Origin of the sequence: Xenorhabdus beddingii (assembly GCF_002127545.1) — a bacterium.
GTDB classification, from domain to species: Bacteria; Pseudomonadota; Gammaproteobacteria; order Enterobacterales; family Enterobacteriaceae; genus Xenorhabdus; species Xenorhabdus beddingii.
Map to the genome: position 1 here is coordinate 36,537 of NZ_MUBK01000012.1, position 16,653 is coordinate 53,189.

General features: G+C 46.7%; 15 protein-coding genes and 1 other annotated feature. Of the genes, 6 read left to right on the plus strand and 9 right to left on the minus strand.

The window, feature by feature from the left end; all coding sequences use genetic code 11:
- The first annotated feature begins 97 nt into the window (after positions 1 to 97).
- Complete coding sequence (ompW, locus tag Xbed_RS08805; RefSeq protein ID WP_086112563.1) at positions 98 to 739, plus strand: outer membrane protein OmpW; 642 nt, start codon at positions 98 to 100, stop codon at positions 737 to 739.
- Positions 740 to 832: 93 nt separating this feature from the next.
- Here the strand turns inward: ompW and trpA are convergent, their stop codons facing one another.
- The 6 genes from trpA to Xbed_RS08835 form a co-directional block, all read right to left on the minus strand.
- Entirely contained in the window at positions 833 to 1,639 is an 807-nt protein-coding gene (trpA, locus tag Xbed_RS08810; RefSeq protein WP_086112564.1) for a tryptophan synthase subunit alpha, read from the minus strand.
- On the minus strand, positions 1,639 to 2,829 hold the full coding sequence (trpB, locus tag Xbed_RS08815) for a tryptophan synthase subunit beta (protein ID WP_086112565.1): 1,191 nt from the start codon (positions 2,827 to 2,829) through the stop codon (positions 1,639 to 1,641). Before trpB ends, trpA begins: the two co-directional genes overlap by 1 nt.
- Positions 2,830 to 2,859: 30 nt before the next feature.
- Entirely contained in the window at positions 2,860 to 4,224 is a 1,365-nt protein-coding gene (trpCF, locus tag Xbed_RS08820; RefSeq protein WP_086112566.1) for a bifunctional indole-3-glycerol-phosphate synthase TrpC/phosphoribosylanthranilate isomerase TrpF, read from the minus strand.
- Between the two features lie 2 nt (positions 4,225 to 4,226).
- Positions 4,227 to 5,225, minus strand: coding sequence for an anthranilate phosphoribosyltransferase (gene trpD / locus Xbed_RS08825; protein ID WP_086112567.1), 999 nt, complete (start codon positions 5,223 to 5,225; stop codon positions 4,227 to 4,229).
- Between the two features lie 97 nt (positions 5,226 to 5,322).
- On the minus strand, positions 5,323 to 5,901 hold the full coding sequence (locus Xbed_RS08830; RefSeq protein WP_086112568.1) for a glutamine amidotransferase-related protein: 579 nt from the start codon (positions 5,899 to 5,901) through the stop codon (positions 5,323 to 5,325).
- The gene (locus tag Xbed_RS08835; RefSeq protein ID WP_086112569.1) at positions 5,901 to 7,460 is read right to left on the minus strand and encodes an anthranilate synthase component 1; all 1,560 of its coding nucleotides are present in this window, start codon (positions 7,458 to 7,460) and stop codon (positions 5,901 to 5,903) included. The genes Xbed_RS08830 and Xbed_RS08835 overlap by 1 nt, the downstream gene beginning before the upstream one ends.
- Before the next feature lie 87 nt (positions 7,461 to 7,547).
- Positions 7,548 to 7,654: a sequence feature (Trp leader region), on the minus strand.
- 270 nt (positions 7,655 to 7,924) lie between these two features.
- Here Xbed_RS08835 and rnm point away from each other — a divergent pair.
- From rnm to rluB, 3 genes are all read left to right on the plus strand, one after another.
- Entirely contained in the window at positions 7,925 to 8,797 is an 873-nt protein-coding gene (gene rnm, locus Xbed_RS08840) for an RNase RNM (protein ID WP_086112570.1), read from the plus strand.
- Between the two features lie 21 nt (positions 8,798 to 8,818).
- Positions 8,819 to 9,439 carry an L-threonylcarbamoyladenylate synthase gene (locus Xbed_RS08845; protein ID WP_086112571.1) on the plus strand — a complete coding sequence of 207 codons (621 nt, stop codon included), beginning with the start codon at positions 8,819 to 8,821 and terminating at the stop codon, positions 9,437 to 9,439.
- A gap of 65 nt (positions 9,440 to 9,504) precedes the next feature.
- Positions 9,505 to 10,428: a 23S rRNA pseudouridine(2605) synthase RluB gene (rluB, locus tag Xbed_RS08850; protein ID WP_086112572.1), complete on the plus strand. Its 924-nt coding sequence runs from the start codon at positions 9,505 to 9,507 to the stop codon at positions 10,426 to 10,428.
- A gap of 69 nt (positions 10,429 to 10,497) precedes the next feature.
- Here the strand turns inward: rluB and cobO are convergent, their stop codons facing one another.
- Positions 10,498 to 11,094 (minus strand): cob(I)yrinic acid a,c-diamide adenosyltransferase, encoded by a 597-nt coding sequence (gene cobO, locus Xbed_RS08855; RefSeq protein ID WP_086112573.1) that lies wholly within the window; start codon positions 11,092 to 11,094, stop codon positions 10,498 to 10,500.
- On the minus strand, positions 11,094 to 11,858 hold the full coding sequence (locus tag Xbed_RS08860; protein WP_086112574.1) for a YciK family oxidoreductase: 765 nt from the start codon (positions 11,856 to 11,858) through the stop codon (positions 11,094 to 11,096). Before Xbed_RS08860 ends, cobO begins: the two co-directional genes overlap by 1 nt.
- A gap of 251 nt (positions 11,859 to 12,109) precedes the next feature.
- On the opposite strand from Xbed_RS08860, the gene sohB reads away from it, so the two are divergent.
- The gene (sohB, locus tag Xbed_RS08865; RefSeq protein WP_086112575.1) at positions 12,110 to 13,156 is read left to right on the plus strand and encodes a protease SohB; all 1,047 of its coding nucleotides are present in this window, start codon (positions 12,110 to 12,112) and stop codon (positions 13,154 to 13,156) included.
- Positions 13,157 to 13,288: 132 nt separating this feature from the next.
- Here sohB and Xbed_RS08870 read toward each other — a convergent pair whose 3' ends face one another.
- Complete coding sequence (locus Xbed_RS08870; RefSeq protein ID WP_086112576.1) at positions 13,289 to 13,540, minus strand: YciN family protein; 252 nt, start codon at positions 13,538 to 13,540, stop codon at positions 13,289 to 13,291.
- A gap of 307 nt (positions 13,541 to 13,847) precedes the next feature.
- Between Xbed_RS08870 and topA the strand changes: the two genes are divergently transcribed.
- A complete protein-coding gene (gene topA, locus Xbed_RS08880; protein ID WP_086112578.1) occupies positions 13,848 to 16,445 on the plus strand; it encodes a type I DNA topoisomerase in 2,598 nt (865 codons plus the stop codon).
- Positions 16,446 to 16,653: the final 208 nt, after the last annotated feature.

The window sequence follows — 16,653 nt, forward strand, 5'->3', positions numbered from 1 at the left end:
TCAATAATTTCTAAAAGATGTGATCTGTCTTAGATCATAACAGTAAATAAACGAGTATATTTCTGACTATTTTAAAACCAGATAAATGGGATGGATAATGAAAAAGATTTCTGCGCTTATATTGGCTGCGGCTACGTTAGCTCCGTCATTGACCTTTGCTCATGAGGCAGGTGACTTCCTGTTTCGTACAGGCACAGCAACGGTAAGGCCAAATGCCGGCTCTGAAAATGTATTAGGTTTAGGATCGTTTGGTGTCAATAATAATACTGAGCTGGGTTTAACGTTTGGCTATATGATCACCGACAATATTGGAGTTGAATTATTGGCGGCGACCCCATTCCAGCACCGAGTCAGTTTACCGGGAGCGGGTGAGATAGCGGAAGTTAAACACTTGCCACCAACCCTAATGGCGCAATATTATTTTGGCTCGACGGAAAATAAATTACGGCCTTATGTTGGGCTGGGTGTTAACTACACGACCTTCTTTAGCGAAAAATTTAATAATAATGCAACGGTGCAGGCGACTAATTTAAACAGCCTGGACCTGAAAGATTCCTGGGGGATAGCCGGTCAGGTAGGTTTAGATTATCAACTGGATAACAACTGGGTGCTGAATACTTCACTTTGGTGGATGAACATCGAAACGGACGTGAAATTCAAAGTGGGTGATGAACAGAAAGAATATAAAACCCGCCTTGACCCGTGGGTCTTCATGTTCGGAGTGGGTTATCGTTTCTAACCAATAAACTACGTGTATGTTTGATATAAGAGAGAACCAATGGGGCATGTTGCCCCATTTTTGTTCCCGCATAAATATGAGGGAATTGTGGTGTTATAATTGTGTGGCATTCTTCATGGCACGAACAAAAGTCATTAATTTTTCCCGCATAATTTGCGGGTGATGAAGATTGTCTTCGATGATTTTTACGATCGCTGAACCTGAAATCGCCCCCGCCGCACCACTATGAAGTGCGGTTGTCACCTGTGAAGGTTCGGAAACACCAAAACCTTGTAGGGGAGGCGCTGCATGGTACTCTTTGAGTTTATTGACCAGATGGCCCAATGGCTGACTGGCGCGGTTTTCACTGCCAGTCACTCCCGCCCTTGACAGCAAATAAGTATATCCCCGCCCGTATGAGGCAATCTTACGCAGTAAATCGTCATCGGCATTCGGGGGACAAATAAAGATGGGAGCAACATCATATTTCATGGCGGCTGAACGGAAAGGTGACGATTCGGATAACGGGACATCCGCCACCAAAACGGAATCAACGCCAGCCTCTTTGCAGCGACGATAAAAATCATCAATCCCATTGTGGAAAACCAGATTGGCATAAACTAACAAGCCAATGGGGATATCGGGATGTTTGGCCCGAATGTTTGCCAGCAGTTCAAAACACAATGTCGGTGTGACCTTGGATGATAACGCCCGTAAATTGGCATTTTGGATAGTGGGGCCATCGGCAAGGGGATCTGAAAATGGAATACCTAATTCAAGCGCATCAGCGCCACCCGAGATTAAGGTATCAATAATTTCCAATGACAGTTCAGGATTAGGATCACCCAAGGTGACAAAAGGGACAAAAGCCCCTTGATTTTGGCTTTCTAGCTGCTTAAACCGTTGTTCATAACGTTTCATCAGATTTCCCCCCTGGATTTTAAGATATCGTGAACGGTGAAGATGTCTTTATCGCCACGGCCGGATAAATTGACAATCAATAATTGCTCTTTGTCCGGTGCCTGATGGATCATTTTCAACGCATAGGCCAGCGCATGAGACGATTCCAATGCAGGAATAATCCCTTCATTGCGTGAGAGTTCCTGAAAAGCGGTAAGCGCTTCATCGTCAGTGATTGAGACATAATCAGCCCTGCCGATACTATTTAAATAGGCGTGCTGAGGCCCGACAGAAGGGAAATCCAACCCCGCCGAGAGGGAGTACGACTCTTCAATTTGCCCGTCATCTGTCTGCATAATCGGCGCTTTCATGCCGAAGTAAATGCCCAATTTTCCATGTTTCAGCGGGGCACCATGCTTTCCCGTTTCGATACCCTGTCCGGCAGGCTCAACACCGATCAGGCGGACACGACTGTCTGGAATAAACTCAGCAAATAGACCAATGGCATTTGAGCCACCCCCAATACAGGCAATGACGGCATCGGGTAGGCGTCCTTCTTTTTCCAAAATTTGCGCCTTGGCCTCTTCACCAATCATGCGCTGGAATTCTCGTACCATTGTTGGGTATGGGTGAGGACCGGCGGCGGTTCCCAATAAGTAATGGGCTTTTTCATAGCAACCAGACCAGTCGCGGAGGGCTTCATTGCAGGCATCTTTCAGGGTTGCTGAACCGCTGTGGACAGGGATCACTTCAGCCCCCATCAAACGCATGCGAAAGACATTGGGTGACTGACGCTCAATATCTTTTGCCCCCATATAAATGCGGCATTTCAACCCCAATAGTGCACAAGCCAGGGCGGTTGCCACACCGTGTTGACCGGCACCTGTTTCAGCAATGATTTCGTTTTTCCCCATGCGTTTTGCCAACAATGCCTGCCCCAAAACCTGATTGGTTTTGTGAGCACCACCGTGGAGCAAATCTTCACGTTTCAGGTACAAACGTGTTTTTGTCCCTTTCGTCAGGTTTTGGCACAGGGTCAAGGCAGTGGGGCGGCCGGCATAGTTTTTCAATAAATCCTGAAATGCTTGCTGAAATTCAGGATCTTTTTGGGCATCAATAAACGTTTCTTCTAATTGATTCAGTGCCGGGATCAAAATTTGGGGGACAAATTGTCCACCAAAGTCGCCAAAATAAGGATTCAATTTACTCATTATGCTACCCATCCATTTTGTCTGAAGAATTCAGTGATAACAGCGCAATTGTTGAAATATATGTTTGATTTTCTGGCTGCTTTTGATGCCCGGAGAAACTTCAACGCCTGAGTTAAAATCCAGCCCATAACAACCCAGTGTTGCCGCTTGTTGGCAGTTCTCAATATTCAGGCCGCCAGCCAGAATGCTGTTATGTTGAAGTTGGGGATTGATTAACTGCCAATCAAAGGGTTTTCCTGTTCCTCCCGAGCCATTATCCAGCAATAAATGATCGACATGGGGGATTGCGGAAAATTCCGCCGCCTGAGACATATCGATAGCTTTCCAAATTTCACAATGTTCGGGTAATACGGCGCGCAATGCGTTGATGTAGCTTTCATCTTCATGCCCATGCAGTTGAACCGCCGTGAGTGAAAGTGAACGGGCGGTATTGCAGACAAAATCAATGGGTTGATTTTGAAATACCCCAACATATTGCAGAGAGGCTTCATTGATGATCTGTTGGGCGGTTTGCAGGTTGATTTTACGTGGTGATTTTTCAGCAAAAATTAACCCCCCGTAGACGGCGCCCATCTGTAAGGCGGTTTTGGCATCCCGGGGACGGGTTAACCCACAAATTTTGTTGTCACCCAAAATCAGGCGCCGCAACGCGAGATCGAGATTTTGCTGTGCCATCAAAGCACTGCCAATGAGAAAACCCTGCGCGAATTGGCTTAATTCGCGCACTTGACGATGCTGGTGGATGCCTGATTCACTGATGACAATCGTGTTTTCGGGTAAACCCACCGCCAGTTTGCGGGTGCGGTCTAAATCGATGGACAGATCGCGCAAATCCCGATTATTGATCCCAATCACTTTTGCCCCTAATGCCATTGCCCGCTGCCGTTCATCCTCATTACTGACTTCGGTCAGTACTCCCATATTAAGACGATGTGCCAGGGCGGATAAGTTACGATAAGTATCATCATCAAGGACGGAAAGCATCAGTAAAACAGCGTCAGCCTGATAATAACGGGCGAGGTAAACCTGATAGGCATCAATGATAAAATCTTTGCAAAGAACAGGCTGGTGTACGGCAGAACTGACCATTTTGAGAAAATCATAACTGCCTTGAAAGTATTTTTCATCGGTCAAAACAGAAATGACGGCAGCATAAGGCTGATAAGTTTTAGCAATGCTGACAGGATCGAAATTTTCACGAATTAACCCTTTTGAAGGGGATGCCTTTTTGCATTCCAAAATAAAAACAGTTTGCTTATGGGTCAACGCCTGATAGAACTGACGCTGACTCGGTACGATCTCATCAATAAAACTCTCCAGCGGTTGCTCCGCCTGACGCGTGTTCAGGTATTCCGCTTTATCATCAACAATTTTCTGTAATATGCTGGTTTCCATGATTAAGTCCTTGCCGCCAATGCGGTCACTTTTTCATAAGCATGACCACTATAAATGGTATTGAGTGCCAATTGCGTGTTCTCCCGGAGATTTTCTTGCCCGTGAATTTTCATCAAAAGAGCGACATTTGCTGCCACGGCATCGGCATGGGCTTTTTGCCCCCGGCCTTGTAGTAACATTTTCAACATATCGCGATTCTCCTCTGGCGTTCCACCTTTCAGTGAAGAGACTGGATGGTTCGGCAGGCCAAAATCGGTTGCGGTTAACTGATACTGGCTGATTTCACCATGATGGAGTTCGGCAACATCGGTTGGGGCATGTAAAGCCACTTCATCCATTCCGCCAGTGTGTACAACGGCGGCGCGTTGATAACCCAGCACCTGTAAGGTCCGTGCTATGGGTTCTACCAACTCAGGGCTGTAGACGCCAATGAGTGCCAGAGGCGGGCGGGCCGGATTGATCAGTGGGCCAAGTACGTTGAATAACGTCCGGGTTTTTAATTGCTGGCGAACGTGTGCCGCATGACGGAATCCACGGTGATATTGGGGGGCGAACAGGAAACAGACTCCGATATCATCCAAGGCACCGCGTGAAACTTCGGCACTGGCATCCAGTGCGATGCCGAATGCGGCCAGTAAATCGGATGATCCAGAACGGCTGGAAATACTGCGATTGCCATGTTTGGCGACTTTAAGTCCACAGGTTGCGGCAATAAAGGCGCTGGCCGTTGAAATATTGATGCTATTGGTGCCGTCTCCACCGGTGCCGACGATGTCACAGAATGGATAATCAGGACGCGGAAAGGGGGCGGCATTGTTCAGGAATGCCTGAGCTGCACCTGCAATTTCTTGAGGTTGTTCGCCACGCAGTTTCAGGCTCATCAATACCGCAGCCAGTTGTGCATCACTCAACTCACCCTGAATAACCGCGCTAAATAGCTGCTGGCTTTCCTGCTGTGTCAATGGTTGACCACAAAATAACTTTTCAAAAATCAATTGCATTTTCCCATTCCTTCAAGTTTAGCGCCTTTCAATACTTCTGAACCCAATATCCTTAAATCTAATCCCTCTACAACCAATTTCCTTAAACCCTGCATGGTTAATTCAATGCCCACATCAGCGTTTGCTCAAGCAGTTTGACGCCACGGGTGGTCAGAATCGATTCGGGATGAAATTGGAATCCACAGACTTTGTGTTCATCATGGCGCACGGCCATTATGGTATCCCCGCAGGATGCAGAAACCGTCAGCGTGGTAGGCACACGTACAGCGGTAAGAGAGTGATAACGGGCAACAGGTAAAGGGTTTGGCAGACCGGAAAACATATTTTGTTCATCATGAGTCGCTAATGTGGCCCTGCCATGCAGAATTTCCTTGGCCGCAGAGACCTCTCCTCCATAGGCTTCAATAATTGCCTGATGACCAAGGCAAATGCCAATTACCGGGATCTGGCCGATAACCCGCTTGATGAGTTCGGGCATACAACCCGCGTCTGAGGGTTTTCCGGGACCGGGCGATAGCATCAGAAGGGGTGATTCCATCTCATCGAGTTTGGCAATAATGAGGTTTGCTGACACCGTATTGCGGTAAATCACGACCTGATGACCCTGAGTGCGCAGTTGATCCACAAGGTTATAAGTGAAGGAATCAACATTATCGAGCAGAAGAATATTCGCCATCAGAATGTCACCTCCACATGATGGGCTTGGGCAATGGCGTGGATCACGGCTCTGGCTTTACTGTGCGTTTCATCCACTTCGGATTGGGGAATGGAATTCAACACCACACCCGCTCCGACTTGAACGGTAGCCTGACCGTTTTCTACATAGGCAGAACGAATGACAATGCAAGTATCAAAATCCCCCTTGCCGGTGAAGTAGCCGACCGCCCCGCCATAACTGCCACGCCGTTCACCCTCGTGCTCTGCAATCAGTTGCATCGCCCGGACTTTAGGCGCGCCGGTCAACGTCCCCATATTCATGCAAGCCTGATAGGCATGGAAGATGTCCAAATCATGGCGGAGTGTGCCGACAACACGGGAAACCAAGTGCATGACAAACGAGTAACGATCGACTTTAGTCAAATCGGCGACATATCGACTTCCCGGTTCACAAATCCGGGCTAAATCATTGCGGGCCAAATCAACCAGCATGACATGCTCGGACATCTCTTTCGCATCAGTCCGCATTTCCAATTCAATTCGGCTATCGAGATCAGCCTCTATTTCTCCTTTGGCATTACGCCCGCGTGGACGTGTACCGGCTATCGGATAAATTTCGATCTGGCGATTGCTGGCGTCATATTTCAGTGCGCTTTCTGGTGAGGCTCCGAACAGGCAAAAATCCTGATCTTGCATAAAAAACATATAGGGACTTGGATTTTGTTTTTTCAATGCATGGTAAGCATTCAGTGGAGCAGGGCACGGTAAGGTGAAACGACGAGAAGGGACGACCTGAAAGACATCGCCTTGACGGACGGATTGCTGTAGCTTCCGCACGGTATTCGCGTATTGCTCATCACTTTGATTGTCATCAATTGTGATGTTGGGCAATGGGGTTGGAGAAAGTGGTGGCGGTGGTTTTGAAATGGCGGCGGCTAATGTTGTTAACCGTGCTTGCAGGCGTTCTTTTTCCGAATCGGGTCCGCCAAACAGTGAAGTTTGCAGGCGTGAATGCCCACACCGATGGTCGATCACCAATAGCGTTTCTGCGAGATAAAAACAGAAATCAGGGCAGTGTTGATGTTTTTTTACTGTGGGTAAGGGTTCAAATCCAGCGACTAAATCGTAAGCAAACAATCCACCAACGAAAATGGCATCGGGTGATCCTGAGAAAGAGGCCAATGCCGTCAGAGCGCGCAATGCGTCAAACACGGAATCGGATTTTAGCCGACTGTCTTCGTCCAGGTTATGTGCAGCCGCAGGAAATTGTGCTCGCATAACCCGTGACCCGATATTCAATTGGGCTTTTTCTGCAAGTAACGTCGCGAGGATGGGAAATAGGTTTTGACCATTTTCGGTCAGCGCTTCAAAAGTCACCTGACGCTTATTGGCGGTAATGCGCATGGCACTGTCGATAATCAAAATGCTTTTGATATTATTTTTGCTCTGAATTTCAGCAGATTCTAGCAATAATGTCGCTGGGCGATTACTGCAAAGTTGATGAAAAAGCAGCGTTGGATCTGTCTGATAGACAGTATCTATCTGGTTTATAGAGATATTAAATTCTTTGCCAGTCATCTTCATACCCCGTAGCTAACTTTATTTAGCGAAAATTTATTCTCAAGCTATTTATTCTCAAGCTATTTATTTCTAAAGAATGACGGTATAAAAAAACCCGCCTTTTTGGGCGGGTTTTGGCACTTGCGTATCTGTACTTATACTGATGTGCGTGAGCCAACCGCCCTGAATGGGATGTTGTGCCACCAACGACTGACTTGCAGAGTTTGCATAAATACGATCATTTTCAAGTGCCTCATCTGTTCAAGGGTTTTTTATAGCGACTTTTAGCTAACCTACGTACTAGTAAACTGGTTCGAGGTTCACTTGTCAATCATTTTTTTAAACTGTCTAGAAACTCAGTCTTCTAACCGGTAAATTCCCCCTCCAATCTTATCCGCTGTGTTATTATCCCCGCTTCGTACTTGATATCGCATGATAGAGAGTGCCCTTGTTTTCCATCCGACAAAAACAGGTACAGGATAATGACTGAAGCCGCCAGTGCAATGACAAGACGCTATGATCTGCATAGCCATACCACCGCTTCAGATGGGGTTTTATCACCTGAGCAGCTTGTCGATAGGGCCGTTTCCATGGGCATTGATGTACTGGCCATTACCGATCATGATACGACGGAAGGTATTCCACTTGCCGTAGCGCATATCCGGCAAAATACTCTGCCATTGAGATTGATATCTGGCGTTGAGATTTCGACGTTATGGGAGAATTTTGAAATCCACATTGTCGGTTTAAATATTGATATCGATTCTATTGCCTTAAGAAAGTTACTGACCAATCAGAGTGAGTTAAGAAATCAACGCGGTATGGAGATTGGGCATCGGTTAGCCAAAGCAGGTATTCCTGATGCCTGGGAAGGGGCGTCCCGGCTGGCCAATGGCGGGCAGGTGACTCGCGGGCACTTTGCCCGTTATCTGATAGAGGCGGGGGTCGAACCGACGATCCCGAAAGTGTTTAAGAAGTATCTGGCAAAGGGAAAAATCGGTTATGTTCCGCCGCAATGGTGTACAATTGAGCAGGCGATTGAAACCATTCACCAGGCAGGGGGACGGGCGGTGATTGCCCATCCGAACAGGTATGATTTGTCAACGAAATGGCTAAAAAGACTGATAGCCTGGTTTAAACAACATGGTGGTGATGCAATGGAAGTTGCACAGTGCCAGCAAGCCCCTAATGAACGGCAACAACTTGGTCAACTGGCAAGAGAATATGGGTTGAAAGTATCATTAGGATCGGATTTTCACCAACCTTGCTCATGGATAGAACTTGGGCGCAATTTGTGGTTACCCGGTGATGTTGTACCGATATGGCACGACTGGTCACAGCTTGGGACTGCATAAGAAGTAGAGGTTATCTTTTTTATGAGCCAGTTTTTTTATATCCACCCTGATAATCCACAAAAACGTCTTATTGACCAAAGTGTGGATGTGCTGAAAAAGGGCGGAGTGGTTATTTATCCGACTGATTCAGGCTATGCCATTGGCTGCTGCCTTGGAAATAAGGATGCGATGACCAGTATATGCCGTATTCGTCAATTGGAAGGACACCACAATTTTACTTTGATGTGTCGTGATCTCTCTGAAATTGCCACTTATGCTCATGTGGATAATCAGGCGTTCAGGCTGATCAAAAATAACACCCCCGGCAATTACACGTTTATCTTACAGGCGACAAAAGAAGTGCCTCGTCGTTTGATGAATGAAAAGCGCAAAACCATCGGCCTGCGTGTACCTTCCAATCCCATTGCATTGGCATTGTTGGAAGAAATGCGTGAACCCCTGATGTCATGTAGCTTGATTCTGCCTGGAAATGACGTTGCCGAGTCCGATCCAGAAGAGATTAAGGATACTTTGGGTAAACAAGTTGATTTAATCATTCACGGTGGTTATCTTGGACAGCAACCGACGACGGTAGTGGATTTAACGGATGATTCACCCGTCATTCTTCGCGAAGGCGAAGGTGATGTAACACCTTTTTTATAAGGTGAATGATTGAAGTTCTTATTTTAAACACGACGCCTGTGAAGGCGACAAACAGAGGTTGCTCAATGAGCGATAAGACAGAAAAGTTACAAAAAGTTCTCGCGCGTTCTGGTCATGGTTCCCGTCGCGAAATCGAGGGGTATATCCAACAAGGGCGCATTAGCGTTGATGGCAAGACCGCAACGTTGGGCGATCGAATCGAAGTAAAGCCCTCAGTGAAAGTTCGTCTGGATGGACGGATCTTAAACATCAAAGAACCCCAGAAAACCGTTTGCCGTGTTCTGGCTTATTATAAGCCGGAAGGGGAATTGTGTACCCGCCATGACCCCGAAGGTCGTCCGACGGTGTTTGATCGTCTGCCGAAAATGCAGGATGCACGCTGGATTGCAGTAGGGCGTTTGGATATCAATACCTGTGGGTTGTTGTTGTTTACCACCGATGGGGAACTGGCAAACCGCCTGATGCACCCAAGCCAAGAAGTGGAGCGTGAATATGCTGTCCGCGTTTTCGGTGAAGTGGATAATGCAAAACTTCGTCAGTTGACGCAAGGCGTTCAACTGGAAGATGGCCCCGCGTCATTCAAGACCATCACTTTTAAAGGTGGGGAAGGCATCAACCAATGGTATAACGTCACGTTGACGGAAGGCCGTAACCGTGAAGTCAGACGGTTGTGGGAATCCGTGGGTGTGCAGGTTAGCCGTCTGATCCGTGTGCGTTATGGCGATATCAACTTGCCGAAAGGTTTGCCGCGTGCCGGTTGGAGTGAGTTGGGGCTGGAACAGACTAACTATTTACGTCAGTTGGTGGGTTTGGGTGAAGAAGTGGTGACTAAAGTGGCGGTTGAACGTGATCAGCGTCGCATCAAGGCCAACCAGATCCGCCGTGCAGTAAGACGACATGCTCAGGTCGCATCCCGTCCAGCGGGGAAACGTCCTGCAAGCAGTTCTCGTCAGAATGCAGGGAAGAAAACGACATCTAAAGGTCGTTAATTTCCTCAACCCGCTGTTTCAGTTCTGATAAGCATTCATGCTGACCTCAACTGAAACAGCGGAATAAGTTTACCAATCAATGCCTTTTTGCGCTTTGATGCCGGCATCGAAAGCATGTTTCACCGGACGCATTTCCGTAATGGTATCGGCATATTCCAGCAATTCTCGATGGCATCCCCGGCCGGTGATAATCACACTCTGGTGTGAAGGGCGTTGTTTCAGGGCCGTCAGAACATCGGCCAGTTCCAAATAACCGTAACTGACCATGTAGGTCAATTCATCCAACACCACAAGATGCAACGCAGGATCAGATAACATGATCGCTGCCTGTTTCCATGCAGCTTGGCAGGCAGCAGTATCTGCCTCACGATTTTGTGTCTCCCAGGTGAAACCTGTTGCCATCACATGAAATTCAACCCCTTGTTGCGCCAGCAGGTTCCTTTCACCACTTTCCCATGTCCCTTTGATGAATTGGATAACGCCAGCACGCTGCCCATGCCCGATTGCCCGGGTGACGGTACCCAATGCAGCGGTGGTTTTTCCTTTACCATTTCCGGTGAATACCATGACGATCCCCCGTTCTTGCTGTGCGGCTTCAATGCGGGCATCGACTTTCTCTTTCTGGCGTTGTTGCCTTTTTTGATACTGGCTGTTATCTCTGGTCATTATTCAGCAGGTCCCGCTTTCCGTCCGGGTTGAGCATCAAAACTGATACCGGAATCATGGCGGCTGTCATCCCCCATGACATAAAGGTAAACCGGCATGATATCCGCTGGGGTTTTTAATCGGGCCGCGTTTTCGTCAGGAAAGGCGCTGGCTCGCATACTGGTACGAGTTCCGCCGGGATTGATACAGTTAATGCGCAGGGAAGTGTCCTGATATTCTTGTGCCAAAACCTGCATCAAGCCTTCGGTAGCAAACTTGGATACCGCATAGGCTCCCCAGCCACTTCGGCCTTCCCGGCCAACACTGGAACTGGTGAACACCAAAGAACCACGGGCGGATTTCAGTAAAAGGGGGATTAACGCCTGAGTCAGCATAAACGTGGCATTGACATTCACCTGCATCACTTCATGCCAAAGTTGAACAGGCTGTTCTACGATAGGGGCAACCACGCCAAGAAGCCCGGCATTATGTAAAACGCCATCCAAATGTGAATACCGCTGTGCCAGATCGCTGACGAAAGTTTGACAGGCTTCTGCGCTGACAGTCAGCAAATCCATCGTATAAATGCCAGCCGGCAGCCCCCCTTCGTTTTCAATTTGCTGTTTGACGGCTTCCAGCTTTGCAGTCGTGCGTCCCAGCAAAATAACCTGTGCACCATGGCGGGCATAAGTCAGTGCAGCTTCACGTCCAATGCCATCGCCAGCACCGGTGACTAAAATAATTTTTTGTTGTAGCAGATCACGATTGGGTTGGTAATCAAACATCGGACAATCTTCCTGTATTGCTTGTGAATCGATGAATTGCCATTTCAGGATGGCGTATGCAGCGTATTATCAGAACAAAACTTAAGGTGCCCGTCAAATTTGCGCTAATTAGCGCAAGAAACAAGCAAAAGAAATGAGCAAAAAAGTTGAACTTTAATTGAGGTGGGGTTAAGCAAACTGTTAGAGCAAGGTTTTCGGTTTTTGGTTAGAATGGAACATATTGTTCATCATAAGTTAATAAAGGTGGGACTGTGGAATATTTGTCTCTATATGGATTGTTCTTAGCCAAAGTACTTACGGTAGTTTTGGCTATTGGCGTTCTGGCGGTAGTTTGTATCGGATTGGGTGTTCGAAAAACCATGCACAAAGGGGAATTGAAGCTGACTAACCTTGGTAAGTCATACAAGGAAAAACAGCGTCAGATGCAGTTGGCTCGAATGAGTGAGGCAGAACAAAAAATCTGGCAAAAGGCATTAAAAAAGCAGCAAAAAAATGATGCCAAACAAAAAAAAGCAGAAGCCAAAACCGGGCTGAAAAGTTTACAGAAATCGAGTCTTTATGTTTTGGATTTTAAGGGCAGTATGGATGCCCATGAGGTGGACTCTCTCCGTGAAGAGATCAGCGCAGTACTGGCCGTGGCAGACAAAAATGATGAAGTTTTACTGCGTCTGGAAAGTCCGGGTGGTGTCGTGCATGGATATGGGCTGGCAGCCTCCCAACTGGCTCGCCTGCGGCAGAAAGGGATACGTCTGACGATCGCCGTGGATAAAGTCGCTGCAAGTGGGGGTTACATGATGGCTTGTGTGGCCGATCGCATCATCGCGGCACCGTTTTCGATTATTGGCTCGATTGGTGTTGTGGCTCAATTGCCAAACATTCATAAGTTGTTGAAAAAAAATAACATTGATGTAGAACTGCATACTGCCGGTGAATACAAGCGTACCCTGACTGTTTTGGGTGAAAACACCGAGCAGGGACGGAAAAAGTTTCAGGAAGATCTGAATGAAACGCATAAATTATTTAAATCATTTATCCATCAGCATCGCCCATCTTTGGATGTAGAAAAAGTGGCTACGGGTGAATACTGGTATGGTACACAGGCAAAAGAAAATGGCCTGATAGATGATGTGGGTGTCAGTGATGATTTTCTGATTGAAAAAATTGAACATTGTGAAGTCATTGGCGTTACCTATTCCCGTCGTAAACGTGTGATTGAACGTTTCATGGGTAGCGCGATGGAAAATGTTGATAAGTTATTGATGCGCTGGTGGCAAAGGGGCGAAAAGCCTTTGTTATAACCGTGTGGCCTGTTGTAACAACAGGCTGATGAGCAGCACTGGCAAAGGGTGCGGGTATATGGGGGGCGTTTTTTACCTCCTTTATTGCCCGCATAATGATTAATAACTTGCCAAAAATAACACGATCTGTTTTTAATCGACTAAATGATACTTTTCGGACAGTACATGTGCTAAATGTTTAAACATATTAAACACAGCGGTACTTTTGGCTGTAGGCAGCCCGAATTCATCCAGAAAGTATTCACCCTGAAAGACGAATATCCCATTTTTTTGCTCTACACCCCCGACATGCATTCCCTGAATGAAATCTTCGTGTTTCTTAATGATTTCATTTGCTTTTTTTAGTAACTGTTCTCGCTTAATAGGCAGGGTTTCAGTTGGCATCTATTGTGCTCCTCCAAGAAATAAGTTGTTGCGCATCGTTTTTTATCAGGTAGAGTGTGGGCTTTTCGTCATGCAGATGGAAGATTTTGTTTACAACTGTTAAATCATACAATTGCATGGCCTGTGTTGGTATATAAAATACCTTAAATATTTCAAAGGGTTTTGCGCTTGAGCAAAAGTACAAGATAAAAATTAGTTGATATCTTGCAAATCTATCGCAATATAAAAAGAGATTATATTTTATATATCGCAACATAACGCCGTGATTTTCGCCATCTGAAAAGAAGATAATTAGGTAAAGGTAACTATGGCTAAAGCTCTTGTTATAGTGGAGTCCCCGGCAAAAGCCAAAACAATCAATAAATATCTGGGGAATGACTACGTTGTCAAGTCCAGTGTAGGTCATATCCGTGATTTGCCGACGAGTGGGACAGCGAGTCAAAAGAGTTCAAGCTCATCTACCGATAAGAATAAAAAGAAAGCAAAAAAAGATGAGAAAACCGCGCTGGTAAATCGTATGGGGGTTGACCCTTACCATGATTGGGAGGCGAACTACCAGATTTTGCCGGGCAAAGAAAAAGTTGTCGCGGAACTGAAAACGCTGGCTGAAAAGGCCAATCATATCTATCTCGCAACCGACCTTGACCGCGAAGGGGAAGCCATTGCCTGGCACCTGCGGGAAGTTATTGGTGGGGATGATACGCGTTTCAGTCGGGTAGTATTCAACGAAATTACCAAGAATGCGATCACACAGGCTTTTGATAAACCCGGTGAATTGAATATCGACCGGGTTAATGCCCAACAAGCACGCCGTTTTATGGATCGCGTGGTGGGGTATATGGTTTCACCCCTACTGTGGAAAAAAGTTGCCAGAGGATTATCTGCCGGACGGGTTCAATCTGTCGCGGTTCGCCTTGTGGTTGAGCGGGAGCGTGAAATCAAGGCATTTGTGCCGGAAGAGTATTGGCAACTGCACGCAGATTTAGTGGCTAAAGGAGACATCGCTCTCCATATGGAAGTGACCCATGAAAAGGGCAAATCATTCAAGCCAGTCAATGCTCAACAAACACAGGCCGCAGTGTCTCTGCTTGAGAACGCAAGATACAAGGTCATTGATCGTGAAGACCGCCCGACCTCCAGTAAACCGGGTGCGCCGTTCATTACCTCAACATTGCAGCAGGCAGCGAGCACACGGCTTGGGTTCGGCGTCAAAAAAACCATGATGATGGCGCAGCGTCTTTATGAGGCAGGCCACATTACTTATATGCGTACTGATTCGACGAATCTGAGTCAAGATGCCCTGGACATGGTACGTGGTTATATCGGTAACCATTTCGGTGACAACTATTTACCACCAAATGCCAATATTTACAGCAGCAAGGACAATTCTCAGGAAGCGCATGAAGCTATCCGGCCTTCTAATGTCGATGTTATGGCAGAAGAGCTGAAAGATATGGAAGCTGATGCGCAAAAGTTGTATCAGCTTATCTGGCGTCAGTTCATTGCTTGCCAAATGATGCCGGCAAAATATGACTCTACGACACTGACTGTTCAAGCCGGCGATTTTGAGCTGCGGGCTAAAGGTCGTACCCTGCGTTTTGATGGCTGGACGAAAGTGATGCCCGCTTTGCGTAAAGGGGACGAAGATAATACCCTGCCAGCCATTGAAGCAGGAACAGAGCTTGATTTGCAGCAGTTGATCCCAAGCCAGCACTTTACAAAACCCTCAGCCCGTTTTAGCGAAGCGTCTCTGGTCAGGGAACTGGAAAAACGCGGGATTGGCCGTCCATCGACTTATGCATCGATTATATCCACCATTCAGGATCGGGGCTATGTGCGTGTTGAGAGTCGTCGATTCTATGCGGAGAAAATGGGGGAAATCGTCAATGATCGTTTGGAAGAAAATTTCAACGAATTGATGAGCTATGACTTTACCGCAAGAATGGAAGACCAACTTGATCACGTTGCCAATAATGAGGCGAATTGGAAAGGGGTGCTGGATGAGTTTTTCTCCAACTTCAGTGAGCAGCTTGATGTTGCCAGCAAAGATCCTGACGAAGGCGGAATGCGTCCAAATCCAATGGTGATTACCTCAATTGGGTGTCCGACCTGCCGTCGTCCAATGGGTATTCGTACTGCGACAACCGGGGTATTTCTCGGTTGTTCAGGTTACGCATTGTCGCCTAAAGAGAGATGTAAACAGACGATTAACCTGATCCCAGAAAATGAAATCCTGAATATTCTGGAGGGGGAAGATGCGGAGACCAATGCGCTGCGTGCCCGCCGTCGCTGTCAAAAATGTGGTACAGCCATGGACAGCTACCTGATTGATAACCAGCGTAAATTACATGTGTGCGGTAACAACCCTGCGTGTGATGGTTATGAAGTTGAAGAAGGTGAATTCCGTATCAAGGGCTACGATGGTCCGATAGTTGAGTGTGATAAGTGTGGTTCAGAAATGCACCTGAAAATGGGGCGTTTTGGTAAATACATGGGTTGTACCAACGAAGAGTGCAAAAACACACGTAAGATCTTACGTAATGGGGAAGTTGCTCCTCCAAAAGAAGATCCGGTTCCATTGCCTGAACTGGCGTGTGAAAAATCGGATGCTTATTTTGTTCTCCGTGATGGGGCGGCGGGCGTCTTTTTAGCGGCGAACACGTTCCCTAAATCACGAGAAACCCGCGCACCATGGGTTGAGGAACTTGTTCGATTCAAGGATCGCTTACCAGAGAAGTTGAGTTATTTGGCTGAAGCACCGGTTGCTGACCCGGAAGGAAACAGAACGGTTGTACGTTTTAGCCGCAAGACCAAACAGCAATATGTCTCTTCGGAAAAAAATGGCAAGGCTACCGGATGGGCAGCATTTTTTGTTGGTGGTGCTTGGGTCGTGAAAGAGAAATAATAGCGAAGATGATTAATCAGTGAATTATACTGTTATTTATTAGGTCTAATTCATTGAGATGTATTCAGAGATATATTTCTTTTTTTGCTAAAAACATAACTTTTCTTTCTAAAAAGCCAGTCTTTAGTACTGGCTTTTTTTGTATTTAGATGAAATCTAAACACAATATATCCACAACGAATGTTTGATAATAGTTACTCAATCTAAT